Origin of the sequence: Pseudophaeobacter sp. 1A16562 (assembly GCF_041008785.1) — a bacterium.
In the GTDB taxonomy this organism is placed as follows: Bacteria; Pseudomonadota; Alphaproteobacteria; order Rhodobacterales; family Rhodobacteraceae; genus Phycobacter; species Phycobacter gallaeciensis_A.
In genome coordinates, this window is sequence record NZ_JAXGFT010000014.1 from 21,337 (window position 1) to 37,890 (window position 16,554).

Annotated in this window: 15 protein-coding genes and 2 tRNA genes; 9 read left to right on the top strand and 8 right to left on the bottom strand. The window is 59.6% G+C overall.

Annotated elements, in window-relative coordinates:
* Window positions 1-75: 75 nt before the first annotated feature.
* Genes SM764_RS17710 through SM764_RS17725 form a run of 4 tightly spaced genes read left to right on the top strand, consistent with a single transcriptional unit; the run spans window position 76 to window position 4,030 of the window.
* The gene (locus SM764_RS17710) at window positions 76-864 is read left to right on the top strand and encodes an ABC transporter ATP-binding protein (RefSeq protein ID WP_065270269.1); all 789 of its coding nucleotides are present in this window, start codon (window positions 76-78) and stop codon (window positions 862-864) included.
* A complete protein-coding gene (locus tag SM764_RS17715; RefSeq protein ID WP_274834128.1) occupies window positions 861-1,694 on the top strand; it encodes an ABC transporter ATP-binding protein in 834 nt (277 codons plus the stop codon). Before SM764_RS17710 ends, SM764_RS17715 begins: the two co-directional genes overlap by 4 nt.
* Window positions 1,695-1,697: 3 nt before the next feature.
* Complete coding sequence (locus SM764_RS17720; protein ID WP_274839178.1) at window positions 1,698-2,708, top strand: branched-chain amino acid ABC transporter permease; 1,011 nt, start codon at window positions 1,698-1,700, stop codon at window positions 2,706-2,708.
* Window positions 2,705-4,030: a branched-chain amino acid ABC transporter permease gene (locus tag SM764_RS17725; protein ID WP_065270267.1), complete on the top strand. Its 1,326-nt coding sequence runs from the start codon at window positions 2,705-2,707 to the stop codon at window positions 4,028-4,030. Before SM764_RS17720 ends, SM764_RS17725 begins: the two co-directional genes overlap by 4 nt.
* A 70-nt stretch (window positions 4,031-4,100) precedes the next feature.
* Here SM764_RS17725 and SM764_RS17730 read toward each other — a convergent pair whose 3' ends face one another.
* Window positions 4,101-5,648: a helicase HerA-like domain-containing protein gene (locus SM764_RS17730; protein WP_369002380.1), complete on the bottom strand. Its 1,548-nt coding sequence runs from the start codon at window positions 5,646-5,648 to the stop codon at window positions 4,101-4,103.
* A 544-nt stretch (window positions 5,649-6,192) separates the two neighbouring features.
* Between SM764_RS17730 and SM764_RS17735 the strand changes: the two genes are divergently transcribed.
* Window positions 6,193-6,807, top strand: a complete 615-nt coding sequence (locus SM764_RS17735; protein WP_274828105.1) for an invasion associated locus B family protein — start codon at window positions 6,193-6,195, stop codon at window positions 6,805-6,807.
* A 103-nt stretch (window positions 6,808-6,910) separates the two neighbouring features.
* Here the strand turns inward: SM764_RS17735 and SM764_RS17740 are convergent, their stop codons facing one another.
* From SM764_RS17740 to SM764_RS17755, 4 genes are read right to left on the bottom strand one after another with little or no spacing between them, the layout of a single operon-like run.
* Window positions 6,911-8,119: a beta-ketoacyl-[acyl-carrier-protein] synthase family protein gene (locus SM764_RS17740; protein WP_274828104.1), complete on the bottom strand. Its 1,209-nt coding sequence runs from the start codon at window positions 8,117-8,119 to the stop codon at window positions 6,911-6,913.
* 29 nt (window positions 8,120-8,148) lie between these two features.
* The gene (locus tag SM764_RS17745) at window positions 8,149-8,406 is read right to left on the bottom strand and encodes an acyl carrier protein (RefSeq protein WP_065270263.1); all 258 of its coding nucleotides are present in this window, start codon (window positions 8,404-8,406) and stop codon (window positions 8,149-8,151) included.
* Window positions 8,407-8,454: 48 nt separating this feature from the next.
* Window positions 8,455-9,528: a UDP-3-O-(3-hydroxymyristoyl)glucosamine N-acyltransferase gene (gene lpxD / locus SM764_RS17750; protein WP_369002381.1), complete on the bottom strand. Its 1,074-nt coding sequence runs from the start codon at window positions 9,526-9,528 to the stop codon at window positions 8,455-8,457.
* A 42-nt stretch (window positions 9,529-9,570) separates the two neighbouring features.
* Window positions 9,571-11,196: a L,D-transpeptidase family protein gene (locus tag SM764_RS17755; protein ID WP_369002382.1), complete on the bottom strand. Its 1,626-nt coding sequence runs from the start codon at window positions 11,194-11,196 to the stop codon at window positions 9,571-9,573.
* Window positions 11,197-11,558: 362 nt separating this feature from the next.
* Between SM764_RS17755 and mepK the strand changes: the two genes are divergently transcribed.
* Window positions 11,559-12,128, top strand: a complete 570-nt coding sequence (gene mepK / locus SM764_RS17760) for a peptidoglycan L,D-endopeptidase MepK (protein WP_065270260.1) — start codon at window positions 11,559-11,561, stop codon at window positions 12,126-12,128.
* Window positions 12,129-12,345: 217 nt separating this feature from the next.
* On the opposite strand, the gene SM764_RS17765 is transcribed toward mepK, so the two are convergent.
* Window positions 12,346-12,422, bottom strand: a tRNA-Arg gene (locus SM764_RS17765).
* Window positions 12,423-12,615: 193 nt separating this feature from the next.
* Between SM764_RS17765 and SM764_RS17770 the strand changes: the two genes are divergently transcribed.
* Both SM764_RS17770 and SM764_RS17775 read left to right on the top strand, forming a co-directional pair.
* Window positions 12,616-12,689, top strand: a tRNA-Gly gene (locus SM764_RS17770).
* Between the two features lie 173 nt (window positions 12,690-12,862).
* Window positions 12,863-13,300: an acyl-CoA thioesterase gene (locus SM764_RS17775; protein WP_369002383.1), complete on the top strand. Its 438-nt coding sequence runs from the start codon at window positions 12,863-12,865 to the stop codon at window positions 13,298-13,300.
* 9 nt (window positions 13,301-13,309) lie between these two features.
* Here SM764_RS17775 and pgl read toward each other — a convergent pair whose 3' ends face one another.
* A complete protein-coding gene (gene pgl, locus SM764_RS17780; protein WP_065270258.1) occupies window positions 13,310-13,981 on the bottom strand; it encodes a 6-phosphogluconolactonase in 672 nt (223 codons plus the stop codon).
* The gene (gene zwf / locus SM764_RS17785) at window positions 13,978-15,453 is read right to left on the bottom strand and encodes a glucose-6-phosphate dehydrogenase (RefSeq protein WP_369002384.1); all 1,476 of its coding nucleotides are present in this window, start codon (window positions 15,451-15,453) and stop codon (window positions 13,978-13,980) included. The genes pgl and zwf overlap by 4 nt, the downstream gene beginning before the upstream one ends.
* 145 nt (window positions 15,454-15,598) lie before the next feature.
* Here zwf and SM764_RS17790 point away from each other — a divergent pair, with 145 nt between their 5' ends.
* The gene (locus SM764_RS17790; protein ID WP_369002385.1) at window positions 15,599-16,552 is read left to right on the top strand and encodes a radical SAM protein; all 954 of its coding nucleotides are present in this window, start codon (window positions 15,599-15,601) and stop codon (window positions 16,550-16,552) included.
* Window positions 16,553-16,554 lie beyond the last annotated feature (2 nt).

Below are 16,554 nucleotides of genomic sequence, written 5' to 3' on the forward strand. Positions count from 1 at the left end.
AGATCAGCCCGGCATCGTCCGGGCTGTTCCAAATTTAAAGACTGCAAAAAACAAGCAGTTAGGGGATGAAATGACATGATCGTCGTCGAGGACTTGCACAAGCACTTCGGCGGGTTCCACGCGGTTGATGGCGCTTCGCTTGAAATCGCAAAGGGCTCCATAACCGGTTTGATCGGGCCAAATGGCGCGGGAAAAACCACTCTTTTCAACGTGATTGCGGGTGTTCTTGAACCCACATCCGGGCGGGTCACCATGGATGGTGAGGATATCACCGGCCTGCCCCCACATGAGCTGTTCCACAAGGGATTGCTGCGCACCTTCCAGATCGCGCATGAGTTTTCCTCGATGACCTGCCGCGAGAACCTGATGATGGTTCCGGGCAGCCAGTCGGGTGAGAGCCTGTGGAACACCTGGTTTGGCCGCAAGCGCATCGCCAACGAGGAACGCGCCCTGCGTGCAAAGGCGGACGAGGTGCTGGAGTTCCTGACGATCAGCCATATCGCCGATCTAAAGGCGGGCGAGGTCTCCGGCGGGCAGAAGAAGCTGCTGGAACTGGGCCGCACCATGATGGTGGACGCCAAGATCGTCTTCCTCGACGAGGTCGGCGCCGGCGTGAACCGGACCCTGCTTTACACCATCGCCGATGCGATCAAGCGCCTGAATGAGGAACGCGGCTATACCTTCGTCGTGATCGAACACGACATGGAGTTCATCGGCCGCCTCTGCGATCCGGTGATCTGCATGGCCGAGGGCAAGAAGCTTGCCGAAGGTACGTTGGACGAGATCAAGGCCAACGAACAGGTGATCGAAGCTTACCTGGGCACCGGTCTGAAAAACAAAGACAAAATAGGGGCAGACGCATGAGCGGCAACCCGTATCAGGACGATCGTGGCAACAAGGATTCCACGATCACCAACACCCATGGCGCGGGCACGATGCAGCCTGCCCACCGCAAGAGCGGCCCCACCACCAAGGTTGAGGGCGACAGCCCCTTCCTGATCGGCGATAGCATGACCGGCGGATACGGCAAGGGACCGGACATCCTGCATGACTGCACCATCGCCGTGAACCCGGGCGAGATCGCCGTGATCGTTGGCCCCAATGGCGCCGGCAAATCCACCGCGATGAAGGCGGTTTTCGGCATGCTGAACGTGCGCTCCGGCGCGGTGCGTCTGGATGGTGAGGATATCACCCAGCTTTCGCCGCAGGACCGCGTGGTCAAGGGGATGGGCTTTGTGCCCCAGACCAGCAATATCTTCACCTCGATGACGGTGGAGGAAAACCTGGAAATGGGCGCCTTCATCCGTACCGATGATTTCAGCGACACGATGGAGCAGGTCTATCACCTGTTCCCGATCCTGAAGGAAAAGCGCAACCAACCGGCAGGCGAGCTCTCGGGTGGTCAGCGTCAGCAGGTGGCCGTGGGCCGCGCGCTGATGACTCAGCCCAAGGTTCTCATGCTGGACGAGCCCACCGCTGGCGTGTCGCCCATCGTCATGGACGAGCTGTTCGACCGCATCATCGAGGTTGCCCGCACCGGGTTGCCGATCCTGATGGTGGAACAGAACGCCAAACAAGCCCTTGAGATCGCGGACAAAGGTTATGTCCTGGTCCAGGGCCGCAACGCATATACGGGCACCGGTCAGGAACTGCTGGCCGATCCCGAAGTGCGCAAATCTTTCCTGGGGGGCTGAGGCATGGAACTTCTCAACGCCCTTGTGGCCTTTACAAACTTCGTTGGCGTGCCCGCCATCGCCTATGGCAGCCAGCTTGCCATCGGCGCGCTGGGGGTGACGCTGGTTTACTCCGTGTTGCGGTTCTCGAACTTTGCCCATGGTGACACCATGGCATTCGGCACCATGGTGACGATCCTGTTCACCTGGTGGTTCCAGTCGATGGGCATCAGCTTTGGCCCGCTGCCCACCGCCCTGCTCGCGCTGCCCTTTGGTATCGTGCTGACTATGGGGCTGATGCTGGTCACCGACCGCACCGTCTATCGCTTCTACCGCGAGCAGAAGGCGAAACCGGTGGTCTTCGTCATGGTCTCGCTTGGTGTCATGTTCATGATGAATGGCATCGTCCGCTTCATCATCGGCCCCGGTGATCAGCGGTTCTCGGATGGGGAACGTTTCATCATCAAGGCGCGCGCCTTCAAGAAGATGACCGGCCTGGACGAGGGGCTCGCCATCAAGACCAGCCAAGGCATCACCGTGATCACCGCCGTGATCGTCGTGGCGCTGCTGTTCTGGTTCCTCAACAAGACGCGCACCGGCAAAAGCATGCGCGCCTATTCCGATAACGAGGATCTGGCGCTTCTGTCCGGCATCAACCCGGAGCGGGTGGTGATGTACACTTGGCTCATCGTGGCCACGCTCGCGACCATTGCAGGGGTTCTTTATGGCCTTGATAAGTCATTCAAACCCTTCACTTATTTCCAGCTGCTGCTGCCGATCTTTGCCTCTGCCATCGTCGGTGGTCTTGGCAGCCCGATCGGTGCCATCGCGGGTGGCTTCATCATCGCCTTCTCCGAGGTGACGATCACCTATGCCTGGAAAAAGGTCGCAACCTACGTGCTGCCGGAAAGCATGGCGCCTGACGGGCTGATGCAGCTTCTCAGCACGGATTACAAATTCGCGGTTTCCTTCGCGATCCTGATCATCGTCCTGTTGTTCAAACCCACGGGCATCTTCAAAGGAAAATCGGTATGAGCGATACAGTGAAACACACGCTGCTGTTCGTCTTTGTCGGCGTTCTGATCCTGCTGGAAGGCTCTACCACCTTCCTCAACGTCTTCTCCGGCTCGTGGAACTCGGCCCTTGTGATCCTCAACATGGGGCTGATCTCGGCCATCATGGCGCTGGGGGTGAACCTGCAATGGGGTTTTGCCGGTCTGTTCAACGTCGGCATCATGGGTTTTACCGCGCTTGGCGGTCTGGCTGTGGTGCTGGTCTCTACCGCGCCCACACCGGGGGCCTTCACCGCTGGTGGTATGGGTATCCTGATGGCGCTGGTGATGGGCGCGCTGACAGTCGTCGGCGCGGTTGCCGTCTACCGGTTCATGGCGCCGGGCATCGCCCGCACCCTGACCCTGCTGGCAGTGCTGATCGTCGGCTTCTTCGTCTACCGCGCGCTGTTTGACCCCTCGGTCGAGGCGGTCGAGGCGATCAACCCCGCGCTGGAAGGCAATATCGGTGGTCTTGGCCTGCCGGTGCTGCTGGCCTGGCCTGCCGGTGGCCTGCTGGCCGCCGGGGCGGCCTGGCTGATTGGTAAGACGGCCCTGGGTCTGCGTTCTGACTATCTGGCGATTGCCACGCTTGGCATTGCGGAAATCATCATTGCGGTCCTGAAGAACGAAGACTGGCTGTCCCGCGGCGTCAAGAACGTCGTCGGCCTGCCCCGTCCGGTGCCTTATGAAGTTGATCTGCAGAACGATCCCGCCTTTGTAGAACGGGCGGCAAGCTGGGGAATGGATGCCGTCGAAGGGTCCACGATCTTCGTGAAGCTGGGGTATTCCGTACTCTTCGCCGTGGTGCTGCTGGTGCTATTGTGGATGGCGCAGATGGCGCTCAAAAGCCCCTGGGGCCGAATGATGCGCGCGATCCGCGACAATGAGGTCGCAGCCGAAGCGATGGGCAAGGACGTCACCCGCCGTCACTTGCAGATCTTTGTACTTGGCTCGGCCATCTGCGGCATCGCCGGCGCGATGATGACGACGCTCGACAGTCAGCTTACGCCAGGCACCTATAACCCGCTGCGCTTTACCTTCCTGATCTGGGTGATGGTGATCGTTGGCGGCTCCGGCAACAACTTTGGCGCCGTGCTGGGCGGTATGCTGATCTGGTTCTTCTGGATCAAGGTTGAGCCGATGGGTATCGAGCTGATCAAGCTGGTCACCGCCGGTATGGCGGATGGTAGCTGGCTGAAGGACCACCTGATGGAAAGCGCATCGCACATGCGGCTCTTCACCATGGGGCTGATCCTGCTGCTGGTGCTGAGGTTCAGTCCACGCGGATTGATACCTGAGAAATAAGCCTGAAAACAAAAAACGCCGCCCCGAAGATCCGGGGCGGCGTCTTCAATTGGAAAAGGAGCCAGCCGGGTCAGCGCCCTTTGAACAACCCGCCCAGGATCCCGCGCACGATGCGGCGACCGGTGGTGCCTTTCAACTCTTTGATCACTGCTTCGGACAGGGCCGAACCAAAGGTATCCTTGGGCCTGCCATAGCTGCGCGAAGTTGACCGGCTGACACGGCTGCCCGAATAGCGCCGCGCGGCGTTGAACTCTCGCGCCATCGGCTCTGGCGCCGCTTCGGCCTGCTCCTCGGCCACCTCGGCTTCGGTGGCAGCCTGAGCTGCCCGCTGCGCTAGGATTTCATAGGCCGAATGCCGATCCAGCGTCTGGTCATATTTCCCGGCCATTCCCGACGCTTGCAGAGCCGCCTTGCGCTCCTCATCGGTGATTGGTCCCAGTTGGGACGAGGGCGGCCGGATCAGGGTGCGTTCCACCACGCCGGGCACGCCCTTCTTTTGCAGCATGGATGTCACCGCCTCCCCGACGCCAACCTCGCGAATTGCGTTCTCGGTCGAAAAGCGCGGGTTCTCGCGGTAGGTTTCAGCCGCCAGTTTCAGGTTCTTGCGATCCCGCGCGGTAAAGGCGCGCAGGGCGTGCTGGATCCGGTTGCCGAGCTGCCCAAGGATATCCTCGGGCACATCCGCCGGGTTTTGGGTGATGAAATAGATCCCGACGCCCTTGGATCGGATGAGGCGCGCCACCTGCTCCACCTTGTCGATCAGCGCCTTGGGGGCATCGTCGAACAGCAGGTGCGCCTCATCAAAGAAAAACACCAGCCGGGGTTTATCCGGATCGCCCACCTCTGGTAGCTCCTCGAACAATTCGCTCAGCAGCCACAACAGGAAAGTGGCATAAAGCCCTGGTGCAGCCATCAGCTTGTCCGCGGCCAGAATGTTGATCATACCGCGCCCCTCAGCATCGCAGCGCATCAGATCCGACAGTTCCAGCGCCGGCTCGCCAAAGAACTGCCCGCCGCCCTGATTTTCCAGCACCAGCAATCGCCGCTGAATGGCCCCGATCGAGGCGGTCGAGACATTGCCATAGCGCAAGGACAGATCGGCCCGGTTCTCCCCCGTCCAGACCAGCAGCGCCTGAAGGTCCTTCAGATCCAGCAGTGGAAGACCTTCCTCATCCGCCAGACGAAAGGCGATGTTCAGTATGCCTTCCTGTGCTTCGCTGAGCTCCAAAAGCCGCGACAGTAGCAACGGCCCCATTTCGGCCACGGTGGTGCGGACCGGGTGGCCCTGCTGGCCGTAAAGGTCCCAGAAGGTCACCGGGCAGGCGTGATAGTGATAGGTGTCAAATCCGATGGTCTGCGCCCGGCTGGTAAAGGCCTCGTGCAGTTTGTGGCTCGCAGTTCCGCTTTTGGCGAGGCCCGAAAGGTCGCCTTTGACATCGGCAAGGATGACGGGAACGCCTGCGTTGGAAAAACTCTCGGCCAGGATCTGCAGCGTCACGGTCTTGCCAGTGCCAGTGGCGCCCGCGATCAGCCCGTGTCGGTTGGCGTATTTCAGGGCCATCTCCTGCGGGATGCCATAACCCTCGCCGCCGCCGCCCAGGAAGATCTTGTCGCTCATGCCTCTTTCCTACTCGCCTGCGTTCGAGAATACGGTGGCTGCGAACCCCGATAATCCGGCCCCGCTGATCGTCATCCGAACGCCCACACAGTTAATTAACCTTTATACTGAATACTTAGAACTGCCCGCCCACGCAAATACGGATGTGAGGGCGGTCATTTCCTCCCTGTCAGACTGGCCGTGCCACCGAGCACGGCCTTTTTTTGTGCACCGACAGGTGATGGATACCCTCAAAATCATGGTTAAAAGTTCGTAAATCGGTCAAACCCCTTTCAGGGGTGCCTTGCTGTAATTTTTTTGTCATTCCATGTTGACCACAGGCCGGGGCTTTCGTAACGTCCCTACCAATAACTAAGTCGGCCAGTCCGACGGGGAGAAAAAAACAAAAGGGAACCCGTTAGGTTCCCTTTTTTCTTTGTTTCCAAAATCTTCGCTCTGATCACCCTGCCGTGCATTTCCCCGCCGATAGGCCGATAATGACCTGACACCACATGTGCATCGTGCTAGATCCCGTATCGGACGTCCTGACATAAAAGAGGCACTCATGATCAAGTCCCTGACACCGATCGCCCTGGCTGCGATGATCGCAACAACTGCGCCTTTGCATGCGCAGGAAACGCAGAACTCCGGCGGCGAGACGGCTGCGCCCTCTGCGGATCAAATGCTGGACCTGGGGCAGCCCGTCGATGACGGCACTCCGGCGATTGGGGATCGCTATGCAAAAGAAACCCACGGCGACTGGGATCTGGCTTGCATCAAGACCGAAACAGAAACCGACCCCTGTTCGCTGTTGCAGATCCTGACTGCGCCTGATGGCAACCCGATGGCCGAGGTTTCGCTGTTCCGCATCGATCAGACCGGCGGACAGGCTGTTGCTGGGGCAACCGTAATCGTACCGCTGGAAACGCTGCTGCCTGCGGCCCTGACCATTTCGGTCGATGGCGCCCCGAGCAAGCGCTACAATTATTCGTTCTGCAACCCACTGGGCTGCGTGGCGCAGATCGGCTTTACCCAAGGCGACATCGATGCATTCAAGAAGGGCACCGAAGCCACCCTGTCCCTGCGCCCTGCCCCGGCGCCGGATCAGCTGATCGAACTGAAAATGTCGCTGAAAGGGTTCACTGCTGGCTACAATGTCGTCGACGTGGTTTCCCAATAAGATGAGAACTCACGCTCCCGCCATCCGGCGGGCGTGATCAGACAATGATAAAAGCCACCGCAGCAATGCTGACGGTGGCTTTTCTTTTCGGGTAGCGCTCCGTTCAGATCTTTTTCAGCGCCAGAACCGCGTTCAAACCACCAAAGGCAAAGGCGTTGCTCAGCGCCACATCCACCTTTGCCTCACGCGCCTCATTGGGCACCACATCCAGAGCGCATTCCGGGTCTGGTTCCTCATAGCCGATTGTGGGGGCAATCACCCCATCACGCACGGCCATGATACAGGCCAGAAGTTCCACCGCGCCGGTGCCGCCGATCAGGTGACCATGCATGGATTTCGTCGAAGAGATCATCAGCCGGTCCGCGTGCGGACCAAAGACATCCGCCACCGCGGCACATTCGGTTTTGTCATTCGCTGCAGTGCCGGTCCCATGGGCATTGATATAGCCAACGCTTTCAGGCGCCACTCCGGCATCCTGCAGGGCGCCTGAGATTGCGCGGGCCGCGCCCTGTTTGCTCGGCATGACGATATCCGCCGCGTCCGAGGACATAGCGTAGCCCACCACCTCGCAGAGGATCTCCGCACCGCGGGCGCGGGCGTGTTCGTAGTCTTCAAAGACAAACACGCCCGCGCCTTCGCCCTGCACCATACCGTTTCGGTTGGCGCTGAACGGACGGCAAGCATCGCGGGACATCACCCGCAACCCTTCCCAGGCCTTGACCCCGCCAAAGCACAGCATCGATTCCGATCCGCCAGTCACCATGGCGGGCGCCATGCCGCTGCGCACCATCTGGAACGCCTGTGCCATCGCATGGTTGGAGGAGGCGCAGGCGGTGGAAACGGTGAAACTCGGCCCTTTGAGGTTGAATTCCATCGACACATGGCTGGCGGCTGCGTTGTTCATCAGCTTCGGCACCACGAAGGGATGGACGCGGTTCTTACCGTCCTCATAGACCGAGCGGTAATTGTCATCCCAGGTGGACACGCCGCCGCCGGCGGTGCCCAGAACCACACCGGATTTCGCCGACAGATCGCCGTGGAATTCGATTCCGGACTGGGCAATCGCCTCTTTCGCGGCGGTCAGAGTGAACTGGGTGAACCGGTCATAAAGGCTCATCTGTTGCCGGTTAAAACGACCCTCGGCCTCAAAGCCCCTGACTTGGCCACCGATCTGAATCGACAGACGCTCCACATCGCGAAACTCCAGCGCGCCGATGCCACAGCGCCCCTCGCGCATCGCCTCCATGGTGGCGGATACAGAATGGCCAAGAGCGTTGATGGTGCCGGCGCCGGTGATTACTACGCGTCTCATTCAGATCATCCTTGATCCCGAGGCAGGCCTCACTGCTTTGCAGCCGTCAGCTTTTCGATACCCGCGATGATGGCCGCAACATTGGTGATATCGAAATCACTCTCTTCCGGCGCATTGGCATTGAACGGAATGGTGATGTCGAACTCTTCCTCGATAGCAAAGATGCTTTCCACGAGGCCGAGACTATCGATTCCCAGATCCTCCAGCGTGCTGTCGAGTGTCACATCAGACGGTTCCAGGACTGCCTGCTCTGCGATGATTTCGATTACCTTGTCCTTGATGCTCATACCGGGTCCTTGATCCTTAAGGCTGGCGCAGATGTAATCTCTGTGCCGTTATTTTAAAACTGCCTTTTTCAGCGCTTCGATATCGCGCATCAGTCGGGGCAGCCTGCGTTGTGCCTTATAGACTTCGGTATGTGTCTCCATTTTGACAGCGGGATAGCCCATCATCACACGGCCTGCGGGCACGTTCGAAAGGATCTTTGTGCCGCCGCCGGCAATCACCCCGTCGCCGATAAAGATATTATCGACCACGCCGCATTGCCCACCAAGAACCACGTTGTTGCCGATATCAACCGAGCCGGAGGTGCCGGTCTGTCCACACAGGAGGCAATCACGCCCAACTCGGGTGTTGTGGCCAACGTGTACAAGGTTGTCGAGCTTTGTTCCGTCGCCGATCACCGTGTCGCGGATGGTGCCGTTGTCGACGGTGCAATTGGCGCCCACTTCTACATCGTCGCCGATGGTGACCGAGCCAAGGGAGTGAATGCGCAGCCAGCTTTGTGGTTTGGCATCGCCCTGATCACCCAGCGTCTTGCGCACGGTTTCCGCGCCTGACACCTCAGGGGTTACATAGGAAAACCCATCGCCACCGATGCGCGCGCCGGGCTGGGCCCGGAACCGCTCCCCAATGGTGACGCGGGCGCCGATGGAGACCATTTCGCGCAGCTGTGCTCCGGTCCCCAGCGTGACATCCACGCCGATATGGCACTGCGGACCGATGATGGAGTTGTCTCCGATTTTCGCCCTCGCACCAATCACACAGAAGGGGCCGACGCTGACACCCTCTCCCAGCTCCGCGCTGGGATCAATGACGGCTGAGGGGTGAATGCCGGAGCCAAAGCCCTGGCCCGGATCCATCATACTGGTGAGACCGGCCATGGCCATACGCGGCCGGGCTGCGAAAATAGCCGCCTTCAGGCCCATTGACTGCCAGTCGGCGCCTTCCCAGAGCATGGCAACCTGGGCTGCGCCCTCGGCCAGCGCCTCGGCATATTTCGGGGAGGTTGCAAGCGCCAGATCGCCGGGACCTGCGTCTTGCGGTTCGGCCGTACGCGCCACTTCGATAGAAACATCGCCTTCGCAGGCAGCACCTAATGCATCAGCAATCTGACGGACAGTATACATATGGGGCCCTTCCTCACGTCTGTTGAAGACGGGCCCCGGAGATCAGCCCTGCACGCCCGGCAAGGCGACCCCTGCCTGCTGCAAGGCGTCCCATACCTTGGCGTCGCGTCCATAGACATCCCGCCGGAACTCGGCCCGTCCTTTGCCCGAGACATAAGCCGTCCGGTAGATAATGTGAACAGGCACCTTCTGTTCCAGCTCCACTTTGGTTTCTTTTCCGGAGCTTAGGATCCGCTGAAAGAATGCCTTGGGATCTTCTGTCTGCCGCGCCAGCAGCGCATAAGCAAACTCAAAGGGCTGCGCCAGGCGGATACAACCGTGGGAGAAGGCCCGGACTTCGCGGCTGAACAGGCTCTTTTGCGGCGTGTCGTGCAGGTAGATGTTGTATTTGTTTGGGAACATGAACTTCACCAGCCCCAGCGCATTGCTGCGGCTCGGCGGCTGGCGCATCGAGTATGGAAAGTTGCTTCTGGTGTACTGAGAGAAGTCCGCTGAGTTGCGGTCGACGACACGGCCCTGACGGTCGGTAATCAGAATGTGACGGACTGCATTCGGGTTGTTGCGCAGTTTCGGCAGGTATTCCTTGGTAATGATCGAGCGCGGCACGTGCCAGCTCGGGTTGATGATCATGTGTTCCATGACATCCGAGAATTCCGGCGACCTGCGGTCGTGCTGGTTCTTGCCGATCACGGACCGGGTTTCAAAGGTCACGTCGCCACGGTCGACAATCTTGGCCGTGAAATCGGTCTGGTTCACCAGGATATGACGCTCACCGCGTTCGGGTGACAGCCAGCGCTCCCGCTCCATCGCCACCACCACGGATTTCAGCCGTTCGGTAACCGGTTTGTTGAGCTCGGCAATGGTGCCGTCCCCGGCAACGCCGTCGACCTCTAGCCCGTGGTCCGACTGGAACTTCTGCACCGCCTGTTCCACATCCATGTCAAACGCGGCGGTGGCGCTGCGGGTCAGATATCCCATTGCTACCAGCCGGTCGCGCAGCGCGATCACAGCAGGTCCGGTGTCACCCGGCTCAAGCTTGCCCTTCGGAACCGTGGTGCCCCAGCCGCCTTTGGCGACCAGCTGCTCAAGACGGAATTTCTCCCGCAGCAAGGCGCGGTATTGCGGCGAAGCGGGCACCAGCGAGCGCATATAGGCCATCGGCTGATTGTCCCGGATGCCTTCCAGATAGGTCACCGGATCGGTGGTATGTTTCTTGCGAACGATCCCGTCGTCGATCGAGCCGGGATCAAGAAGGCCGGTCTGCAGGTCAGTGGCATAATTCACGTAAGCCGTGCTCAGCGCCGCTTCGATCTGCCCCAAATCGCGGGCCGACCGTGCATTGCGCATCTGCTCCATCAGCGACGCCGCCAGGGCAGACTGGTCCGGCAACCCGTGGGCCGAGGCCTCTTCCAGCGCCCGCAGTAGCGCGGCCCGGCGCTGCATCGATTCTTCGCCCGGCGCCGTCCAAATCGGGGTGTAAGCGGATTCGCGGTAGAATTTGGCAACTGCGTCTTCGCCCGCTGCGAATTCAGCAACCGATTGCTTGAAGGCCGTGACCTGAGCCGAGGCACCACTGGGTGCAAAGGCGACTGTGGCACCGAATAGGGCCAGAGCGAAAACGCCGGACCGGACCTGCGGTAGAACGCTGCTATAAAGTGCTGTTTTCATTGACGCGCGACCCCCTGATGACGATGCCATTAAATCTTCCCTCTACTACATGAATCTTTAGTAAAAAGAAGCAAGACGCAGCCCCCATTTACACATCGTAAACCAATAGTTGAGAGCCTATTTTCGGCGGTTCTCGAACTTGTGACCAGTGATTTTGGTGCTTTTTGATGGGGAAATCTTAACGGAACGTCCCCTTTTGCGCAAAAAATTGCCGAAAATCCGAAGAAAACAGGGATGAGACCAATCGAAACTTGGATCGTGATTCCCCCTGTGTCATAGAAGTCACGTGCCGGGAAATACGGCAGGCCCGTAACATCGGGCATCGGCAGGACACACAAATCGTTCGGGATGGTGCGGTAAACATGGCAGAAACATCGAACTCGGGGCTCACCCGTCGGGCCCTTCTGGGTGCATTTGCGGCAACAGCAGTAACCGCAGCCCCAACATTCTCCAATGCAGCTGGCTTTTTGCGTGGTGGCGGCGATATCCGCCGCATCCGCATGTACTCGGGCCGCACCGGTGAACGGCTGGACATGGTCTACTGGATCGAAGGCAAGTACATCAAAGACGCAGTGCGCGAGATCAATCACTTCATGCGCGACTGGCGCACCGACGACGTAAAAGAGATCGACCTGCGCACAATCGATATCATGGCCGCCTCTCATAACCTGCTGGAAGTAAACGAACCGTATATGATGCTTTCGGGATATCGCAGCCCGAAGACCAACGCCATGCTGCGCAGCCGTTCGCGTGGTGTTGCCAAGAACTCTCTTCACATGCGCGGACAGGCCGCAGACCTGCGCCTTGCGTCTCGCTCGGTTACGCAGATGGCGAAAGCGGCCAAGGCTTGCCGTGCCGGCGGTGTTGGCACCTATTATCGCTCCAACTTTGTTCACATGGACTGCGGCGTCGTCCGTGACTGGCGCGGCTGATACGGAAACCCGACCCGGCATTCTATAGAAGCCCGGTCCGCATGTCGTCATCCAGGCGTTCTGTATTACACCAAAACGAACCACTAATGTCCGGTGTGCCCCGATGGGTGCGCCGGATTTTTGCTTCTGCTGCACCCGGAATCGGCGTCGAAATAACAATACAGCCCAAATCCGAATTGGTCCGGACACTGGTTCGGGAGATTAGTTCGGGGAGAAGTGGCGCACCTGATAGGATTCGAACCTATGGCCTCTGCCTTCGGAGGGCAGCGCTCTATCCAGCTGAGCTACAGGTGCCTGATGTGGAGCCGTATACCTGCCGTTCCATGACGCTGCAATGCCAAAATTGCCTCTGGATTCTTTTGTTTGCGGACCGCCAGCCCTGTGCCGGGAGTACTGCGGTCCCGCTCGGCGCTGGATTTGCAAAATCCGCCATCCACAGCGAAATCAACTTGAAGCGCCCACGGCGCGGTGCTACCCAAATCCCACTGCGGGTGTAGCTCAATGGTAGAGCATTTGCTTCCCAAGCAAGTGACGAGGGTTCGATTCCCTTCACCCGCTCCAAATCTCCCTTCCCATTTTGAATGCCACCGCCTCGCAACGCTTGGACTGATGTTTTCGCGGCTGTCGCGGTCAAGACGATGTGCCGGAGGGTTTTTGTTGAAACTTCAAATACCGCGCCTTAGTCCAACGGGATGACACTCCTTTACCTTACCCCGCTCGATTCAGAGACTCAGTTGGCTCAGGGGATCGACCACCCCTGCCCCGTTGCCATTGCCGATAAGGTTCGTTTTTCCGAACTCGACCTTTTGAACCACGTGAACAACAAGGCCTACCTGGGCTGGTTCGAATCCACCCGCGTCACCTATTTCGACACGCATTGCGCCAGGCATTTCTCCGGCGGGCCGATGCCGCGCACGGTGATGCGCAATTCCAATGTGCACTATGTCAAGGAAATGCTGCTTGGCGAAAGCTACATCTCCACCGCACGGGTGCTGTCCTTCCGCAACACGTCATATGTGATGGAGCAGCAGATCTGGTCTGGCGACCTGCGCACCCGGCTGGAAGCCGTGATGGTTCTGCGTACCGCCGATGGCAGCGCAGGACAGCCGATTCCGGACAGTTTGAAACGGCAATTTCTGGACCTCGATGGCGCCACCGACCTCAGCCAATAAGGCTGAGACTTAAGGTGCCCAATGCACTTGAGTGCCTGACAAAATGGCCTGAACCGGGGCTTCTTCGGGCGGCAGCGATATCGCCCGATCCAGCGCCTTGCGTTTCGCCTCACCAAAGATCACCAGATGTTTCGCCATCGCTCCGTTTAACACCGGCGCGGTCAGACTGATGCGGCCTTCCGGCTGGCTGTCCGGGCGCATCACTGCCAAAGTCGGCGCCGAGCCGGCCAGCGCTGCCTCAAGCCCCTTCACCCCCGGAAACAAGGAGGCCGTGTGCATGTCTTCGCCCATCCCCAGAAGCGCCACTGAAATCGGCAATTCCGGGGAAACTAGGGATTCGACCTCGGCCAGGACATCTTCGGGGGCGCGGTCGGGCACGTAGAACGGCAGAAAACGCGCGGCGGCAGCGGGGCCTGTCATCAGCCGCTCGCGGATCATTCGCGCGTTGGAACGGTCACTGTCGGAGGGCACCCAGCGTTCATCCGTCGCCATCACCCGGACCCGTTCCCAATCGATTGAAGCTGCGCAGAGATCATCAAAGATAGGAGCGGGCGTGCTGCCGCCTGCCACCGCAAGCGAGGCGGTGTCGTGATGTAGCAGATGTGTTTCCAGATCCCCGGCAATGCGCTGCGCAACCTCTATCGCCAGCATTTCCTGATCTGGATATTCATTGAATTTCATGGATTTATTCCTCTCCATTCACGTCCATCACGGCGCATCAGCAAGTCCGCATCGCCGGGCCCAGTGCTGCCCATGTCATAGGGTTTTGGCACATCCCCGCGCGCCTGCCAGCCCGCGATGATCGGGTCGGTCCAAGCCCAGGCGGCGGTCACCTCGTCCCCGCGCATGAACAACGTCTGGTTACCCCGGATCATATCGGTGATCAGACGCTCGTATGCGTCCGGGGGATTTTTGCCATCCGCCCCGAGGGCCGTTGCAAAACTCATATCCAGCGGAACGTCAACCAGCCGCATGCCGCCCGGACCCGGCTCCTTGATGGTCACGCTCAGTGTGATGCCTTCGTTGGGTTGCAGGCGGATCTTCAGATGGTTGGCGTGACGGCCGGCTTCTTCGCCAAAGATCGAATGCGGCGCGTCCTTGAACAGCACGTTGATCACCGAGGACCGCGCCACAAGCCGTTTTCCCGTCCGCAGGTAAAAGGGCGTGCCCGCCCATCGCCAATTGCTGATATGGGTCTTGAGCGCGATATAGCTTTCGGTGCTGGAGCGCGGGTTTCCGACGGTTTCCCGGTAGGTTAGGTCGGATCCTTCACCCCCGGCAGCCGCGTTATACTGCCCCCGGACGATGTGGTAAGGCTCCACCGGATCCAGCGCCCGGATCACTTTTACCTTTTCATCGCGCACCGCGTCGGGGTCAAATTTTGCAGGCGGTTCCATCGCGATTAGGCACAGAAGCTGCATCAGGTGGTTCTGCATCATGTCGCGCATTGCGCCGGCGCGGTCGTAATACTCCTCGCGCCCGGCGACCCCGACGGTTTCCGCCACGGTGATCTGGATATGATCGACGTATTGACTGTTCCACAGGGGTTCGAACAGCATATTGCCGAACCGGATCGCCATCAGGTTCTGCACCGTTTCCTTGCCCAGATAATGATCGATCCGGTAAATCTGGTTCTCGGTGAAATGCGCAGCCAGTGTCGCGTTCAGCGCCTTGGCAGACTGCAAATCGTGTCCAAAGGGTTTTTCTACCACGATCCGGCTGTCTTCATCCGACAATCCGTGCCGGTGCAGACGTTCGGCCAGCGGTCCGAACAGGCCCGGCCCCACCGAGAAGTAGAAGACTCTGATCGGCCGTGGCTCAACTTCGGCCAGTTGCGCGGCCAGCGGCTCCCAACCGCGATCCTCGCGGGCGTCCAGCGACACATAAGTGACACGGCGCAGAAACTTCGGGATTCCCGCAGCACCCGGCCCGTGTTCATTCAGCGTTGCCTTAATTCCCTCCGCCACCAGCCGCCGGTAGTCTTCGGTGCTGATATCGGCCCGGGCGGCACCGATGATGCGGACTTCCTCGGGGAAATGGCCACCACAAAACCGCCGGTAAAGCGCCGGCAGGATTTTGCGCTGCGCCAGATCGCCAGTACCGCCAAAGATCACCAGATCGAAGGGATCGACCGGAATCACGCGTGGAGCCATTGTTCATTCCATTTCGCTGTGACCGGATGCCCAAGGCAGAGGCGAAATCACTTCACATCCCTGTCAGGCGGCCTCCGGCGGCTTTCACTTTGGGGGCAGTATAGGGTAGCCTTCTCGGAAAGGAACGGCCCATGAGGACATCCCCGTGAAAGATCTGCCTAACCCCAACGCAAACCTAGGTAAATTTCAAGACAGCCTGGTGACAGCCGACGGCAGCACCCGGGCGTCCGTGGCCTTGTCGAACCCGGAAACCCTATGGTTCAACACCGGAACGCTTTGCAATATTGAATGCGCGAACTGCTATATCCTCAGCTCACCCCGCAATGATGCCCTTGTCTATCTGACGGCGTCCGAGGTCGAGGACTATCTGGATCAACTCGAAGAGCGGAACTGGCGGGTACGTGAAATCGCCTTTACCGGCGGCGAGCCTTTCATGAACCCCGAAATGTGCGCCATGGCAGGCGCCGCGCTGGACCGGGGTTATGAAGTTCTGATCCTCACCAACGCCATGCGCCCGATGATGCGCAAGACCGTGCGGCAGGATCTGCTGGCGCTGAATGAAAAACATCCCGGCAAGATGACGCTGCGCATCTCGCTGGACCACCATAGCGCGGAGATTCACGACACCGAACGCGGCGCGGGCAGCTATGCCAAGACGCTGGAAGGCATGACCTGGCTGCGGGACAACGGGTTCCAGATGGCTGTCGCGGGCCGCATCACATTCTCCGAAAGCGAAGCCGAAGCGCGCCAAGGTTTTGCCGATCTTTTCGCCGCGCAGGATTTTGCAATCGACGCAATGAATCCCGGCCAGACGGTGCTGTTCCCGGAAATGGACGAAAGCGTTGAGGTGCCCGAGATTACCACAGCCTGCTGGGGTATTCTGAACAAGGTCCCAGAGGACGTCATGTGCGCCTCCTCCCGCATGGTGGTGAAACGCAAGGGCGCCGACAAACCGGCTGTGCTGGCCTGCACCCTGCTGACCTATGCACCGGAATTCGAGCTCGGCACGACCTTGGCCGAGGCAGAGAAGCCAGTGGCCCTGAACCACCCCCATTGCGCCAAGTTCTGCGTCTTGGGCGGGGCCAGCTGTTCGGCCTGACC

What these genes read in the sequence shown, in the direction of transcription:
- SM764_RS17745 (WP_065270263.1), bottom strand. Translation starts at nt 8,406, where the DNA reads ATGAGCATCAAGGACAAGGTAATCGAAATCATCGCAGAGCAGGCAGTC.
- SM764_RS17715 (WP_274834128.1), top strand. Translation starts at nt 861, where the DNA reads ATGAGCGGCAACCCGTATCAGGACGATCGTGGCAACAAGGATTCCACG.
- mepK (WP_065270260.1), top strand. Translation starts at nt 11,559, where the DNA reads ATGGCAGAAACATCGAACTCGGGGCTCACCCGTCGGGCCCTTCTGGGT.
- SM764_RS17730 (WP_369002380.1), bottom strand. Translation starts at nt 5,648, where the DNA reads ATGAGCGACAAGATCTTCCTGGGCGGCGGCGGCGAGGGTTATGGCATC.
- SM764_RS17720 (WP_274839178.1), top strand. Translation starts at nt 1,698, where the DNA reads ATGGAACTTCTCAACGCCCTTGTGGCCTTTACAAACTTCGTTGGCGTG.
- SM764_RS17710 (WP_065270269.1), top strand. Translation starts at nt 76, where the DNA reads ATGATCGTCGTCGAGGACTTGCACAAGCACTTCGGCGGGTTCCACGCG.
- SM764_RS17755 (WP_369002382.1), bottom strand. Translation starts at nt 11,196, where the DNA reads ATGAAAACAGCACTTTATAGCAGCGTTCTACCGCAGGTCCGGTCCGGC.
- pgl (WP_065270258.1), bottom strand. Translation starts at nt 13,981, where the DNA reads ATGAAATTCAATGAATATCCAGATCAGGAAATGCTGGCGATAGAGGTT.
- lpxD (WP_369002381.1), bottom strand. Translation starts at nt 9,528, where the DNA reads ATGTATACTGTCCGTCAGATTGCTGATGCATTAGGTGCTGCCTGCGAA.
- SM764_RS17735 (WP_274828105.1), top strand. Translation starts at nt 6,193, where the DNA reads ATGATCAAGTCCCTGACACCGATCGCCCTGGCTGCGATGATCGCAACA.
- SM764_RS17740 (WP_274828104.1), bottom strand. Translation starts at nt 8,119, where the DNA reads ATGAGACGCGTAGTAATCACCGGCGCCGGCACCATCAACGCTCTTGGC.
- zwf (WP_369002384.1), bottom strand. Translation starts at nt 15,453, where the DNA reads ATGGCTCCACGCGTGATTCCGGTCGATCCCTTCGATCTGGTGATCTTT.
- SM764_RS17725 (WP_065270267.1), top strand. Translation starts at nt 2,705, where the DNA reads ATGAGCGATACAGTGAAACACACGCTGCTGTTCGTCTTTGTCGGCGTT.